We start from the raw sequence: 4,580 nt of genomic DNA, 5'->3' as shown, positions 1-4,580 counted from the left end.
ACAGAAAAAATCAGAAATTGGTTAAACCAAAAATTGAAAACAACAAATGTGAAATTAATTAAGCAAGAATAAGGGCAGCAGGTAACAGGCGTTTGGCAAGATTGCGAATTTTGTAGTAATTTCACGTTTATTTCTCACAAGAAATTTTATCTTTGATAGAAAATAATCGGTTCCGAAGTTCGCAACCTCGCCAAGCGCCGGGACGTTAGCCGTCATTGTACGAGAAGCGGGAGAATTCAATAACTTAATGCAACAAATGATAATTTTTATCTTTGTTGAATTATGGAAAAAAAGCACAAACGACTTACACTAAATGAACGCATTATTATTGAGACTTTACTCTATGAAAATAAGTCTAAAAGTTATATTGCAAAGCATCTAAATAGAAATCGTTCTACTATTACTCGAGAAATAAATAGTTGGATGCACAAACCAACCGATAAATACAATGCAACTTTAGCAGATTTCTTTGCAAAAGAAGAGTATTTAAAACAAAAGAAATCTTGATAAAATAAATACTCATAAAAAACTTAAACTATTTGTTTACAGAGGCTTATTATGTGGTTTTTCGCCAGAACAAATTGCTGGAAGAATTAAAATTGATTATCCTAACAATAGTATTATGACAATCTCTCATGAAGCAATTTATCAGCATATTTATAAACATAGACAGTCAAGATTAGGCAAAAAACTCATACAACTTCTACCCTATCATCATTCCAAAAGAAGATACAATAGAAAAGGTGGAAAAAACAAAATACGAATCAAAGACCAAGTAAATATTAGCCAAAGACCCAACAGTGTTGAGTTACGAAACGAAGTTGGACATTGGGAAGGAGATCTAATGATTGGTGTAGGACAAAAAAGTGCCATCGGAACAATTGTAGAAAGAAAAACAAGATATGTTTTCATTATTAAATTAGAAAATAGAAAATCCGAAACCGTGACACAACAATTTGCAAAACACTTGAAAACACTACCCAAATACACTGTAAAATCAATGACTTACGACAACGGAATGGAAATGGCAAATCACAAATGGCTATCAAATAACACTGGAATGGATATATATTTTGCTAATCCTTATTCTTCCTGGGAACGTGGAACTAACGAAAACACGAACGGTTTAATTAGGCGTTTTTTCCCTAAAGGAACTGATTTTAACACCATAACAAACAAACAACTAAAACATGCTGAATTAACTCTAAACAATAGACCTAGAAAGGTTTTAGGGTACAAAACACCTCAAGAAAAAATGAATCAAGAAATCACTAACTATATAGCATAAATCAAGCCTATTTCGGAAATAACTTTTGGTCAATTAAAAAGACCAAAAAAGTTATTCTGAAATTAGACAAAATGAAAAGAAAATACTAATTTTGATTAGAACAATATTAACTGACCTTGTTGCGTTAAGGTCTTGAATCCGCCACGTACGAACAACTAACAGACAGATAAAAATGATAGACATATTATCAAAATGGACAATTATACTTTTCGGAATATTTTTTATTTGCGTTGGACTTTTGATGCTTTTCAATCCTAAAAAAGCAAATGACATTTTGAGAAAAGCAGGAAGTACCAATTTTATTAACTATGCCGAAATCACTACCAGAATAATTCCTGCCGTTGGACTTATTTTGTCGGCAGACAATTCAAAATATCCAGACATTTTTAAAATATTTGGTTGGTTTATGTTGCTAACTTCTTTGGTTTTGTATTTTGTTCCAAGACAACTGCACCATAATTTTTCATTAAAAGCAGCAGATATTTTAAAGCCAATTTATTTTCAGTTAATTTCGCCATTCGCTTTTTTAATTGGAACTTGGTTAATTTATAGCGTTATATAACAAATGAAAGCAACTACATTATTTAAAGATTTTTTCAACAGCGAAAAAGCAGGCGGACTTGTGTTAATTGCTTGTACTATTTTATCGCTTTTACTTGCTAACTCAAATTATGGCACAAGTTATCACGACTTTTTTCAAACTCAATTTGCAGGGCATAGTTTTGAGCATTGGATAAATGACGGACTAATGACAATTTTCTTTTTGCTCATTGGTTTGGAATTAGAAAGAGAAATTTATCAAGGCGAACTTTCAAACATAAAAGATGCTTTATTGCCAATTTTTGGAGCATTGGGTGGAATGTTAATTCCTGCAGGAATTTTTTTGCTATTCAATTTTGGAACTGCAACACAATCAGGAGCAGGAATTCCAATGGCAACTGACATTGCTTTTGCATTGGGAATATTATCATTGTTAGGAAATCGGGTACCAACTTCACTTAAAATATTTTTGACCGCATTAGCCGTTATTGACGACTTGGGTGCAATAATTATCATTGCAATTTTCTATACAAAAACCTTACTTTGGACAAACTTATTTATTGCATTAGGTATTTGGCTTTTGTTATTTATCATTGGAAAACTAAAAGTAAGAAATTTATTTCCGTATTTAATAGGTGGAGTTGCAATGTGGTATTTTATGCTTCATTCAGGTGTTCACGCCACCATTACAGGCGTTCTGTTGGCTTTTGCTATTCCATTTGGAAATGGAGGCGAAAAATCAACTTCCTTTATCTTACAACATTTTTTACATAAACCAGTTGCGTTTATCATTTTGCCAATTTTTGCCTTGGCAAACACAGCAATCGTTTTTAGTGGCAACATATCACAAACATTGACAGAAAACAATAGTTTAGGCATTGCACTTGGACTAATCGTAGGCAAACCATTAGGTATATTTATTTTTACTTTTTTAGCCGTGACGTTTGGTCTTTGCAAATTACCAACAGATCTAAATTGGAAATCAATTTTTAGCGTTGGCCTTTTGGCAGGTATAGGATTTACAATGTCAATTTTTGTAACCTTGCTTGCATTTGACAACGAAACAATAATAAATAACTCAAAATTAATAATTTTAATTTCCTCATTAATTGCAGGGCTTTTAGGCTTTTTTGTTCTGAATGGAATTTTAAACAAAACATATATAGACGATGAACAATAAAATTCTTGATTTTATTAGTCTTCATAATGGCGAAGAAGAACAAAAAAAAGTTTTAGAAAATATAAAATCTAATATCTCTTTTCGTGGTTCTAATTTATGGATTTTAGCTTGTGCTATTGTAATTGCATCGGTTGGTTTAAATGTAAATTCAACAGCAGTAATAATTGGTGCAATGCTTATTTCTCCATTAATGAGTCCTATCGTTGGAGCAGGTTTTGCCTTGGCAATTTATGATTTTGAACTACTAAAAAAGTCGGGGAAAAATTTATTAATAGCAACAATTGTAAGTTTAGTAGTTGCTTCAATCTATTTTTACATAAGTCCATTTAAAGAAACTCAATCAGAACTATTAGCAAGAACATCTCCAAATATTTATGACGTTCTAATCGCTTTTTTTGGTGGTTTAGTAGGTGTTATTACTCTAACAAGAGTAGAAAAAGGAAATCCAATTCCAGGCGTGGCTATCGCCACGGCTTTAATGCCTCCTCTTTGTACAGCAGGTTATGGTTTAGCGATAGGAAATTTTTCATATTTTTTTGGTGCTTTTTATTTATACACGATTAATTGCTTTTTTATATGTATTTCTACTTTTTTGATAATTAAATATCTAAAATATGAACCTGTAAGAAGTTTGAATCCTAAATTTGAAAAACAAATTAGATACGGCATCACTTCTTTAATTTTGATTATGATAATTCCAAGTTTTTATTTAGCATATAATCTACTCAATGAAAAAAAATACGCTCAAAAAGTAGAACAATTTATCTCAAACGAGTTTACAAATAAAGGTTACACAATTATTTATAAGAACACAAAATTTAATTCAAATCCTAAAAAAATTGAAGTCGCATTTTTGACCAAAAAATTTAATGCTGAAGAAATAAAAGTGTTAAATCAAAGGTTAGTTCAATACGATATTAGCAATACAAAATTAGAAATAAAACAAGATGCAAAAGATTTAAAAAGTGAAATTTTAAATGAATTAAATAATCAAAATACAAATTTATCTGAAAAAGATGTTTTAATAAATAATCTTCAAAATGAACTTGGTGAATATAAATTTGATAATTCTGATATTCAGAAAGAATTAAAAATATTATTTCCAGAACTTAAAAATGTATCGTTTGGAAGACATTCAATAAATCAAAATACTGATAGTGCAAAAGTTCTAACAGTTGTTCTTTATCAAATTGACAATAAAAAGAAAAATGTAGATACAGAAAAAATCAGAAATTGGTTAAACCAAAAATTGAAAACAACAAATGTGAAATTAATTAAGCAAGAATAAGGGCAGCAGGTAACAGGCGTTTGGCAAGATTGCGAATTTTGTAGTAATTTCACGTTTATTTCTCACAAGAAATTTTATCTTTGATAGAAAATAATCGGTTCCGAAGTTCGCAACCTCGCCAAGCGCCGGGACGTTAGCCGTCATTGTACGAGAAGCGGGAGAATTCAATAACTTAATGCAACAAATGATAATTTTTATCTTTGTTGAATTATGGAAAAAAAGCACAAACGACTTACACTAAATGAACGCATTATTATTGAGACTTTACTCTATGAAAATAAGTC

General features: G+C 30.5%; 3 protein-coding genes and 1 pseudogene. All 4 read left to right on the top strand.

Going from position 1 to position 4,580, the window contains the following annotated elements:
* The first annotated feature begins 282 nt into the window (after positions 1-282).
* Positions 283-1,288 (top strand): annotated as a pseudogene (locus tag UEQ13_RS00135) (IS30 family transposase).
* Between the two features lie 172 nt (positions 1,289-1,460).
* Positions 1,461-1,850, top strand: coding sequence for a hypothetical protein (locus UEQ13_RS00130; RefSeq protein ID WP_276976695.1), 390 nt, complete (start codon positions 1,461-1,463; stop codon positions 1,848-1,850).
* A 3-nt stretch (positions 1,851-1,853) separates the two neighbouring features.
* Complete coding sequence (gene nhaA, locus UEQ13_RS00125) at positions 1,854-3,008, top strand: Na+/H+ antiporter NhaA (RefSeq protein ID WP_329804345.1); 1,155 nt, start codon at positions 1,854-1,856, stop codon at positions 3,006-3,008.
* Entirely contained in the window at positions 2,998-4,296 is a 1,299-nt protein-coding gene (locus UEQ13_RS00120; protein ID WP_329804344.1) for a DUF389 domain-containing protein, read from the top strand. Before nhaA ends, UEQ13_RS00120 begins: the two co-directional genes overlap by 11 nt.
* Positions 4,297-4,580: the final 284 nt, after the last annotated feature.

This window comes from Flavobacterium facile (genome assembly GCF_036321945.1).
GTDB classification, from domain to species: Bacteria; Bacteroidota; Bacteroidia; order Flavobacteriales; family Flavobacteriaceae; genus Flavobacterium; species Flavobacterium facile.
The sequence above is the reverse complement of the archived record's forward strand: the minus strand, read 5'-3'. Positions and strand labels throughout refer to the sequence as shown.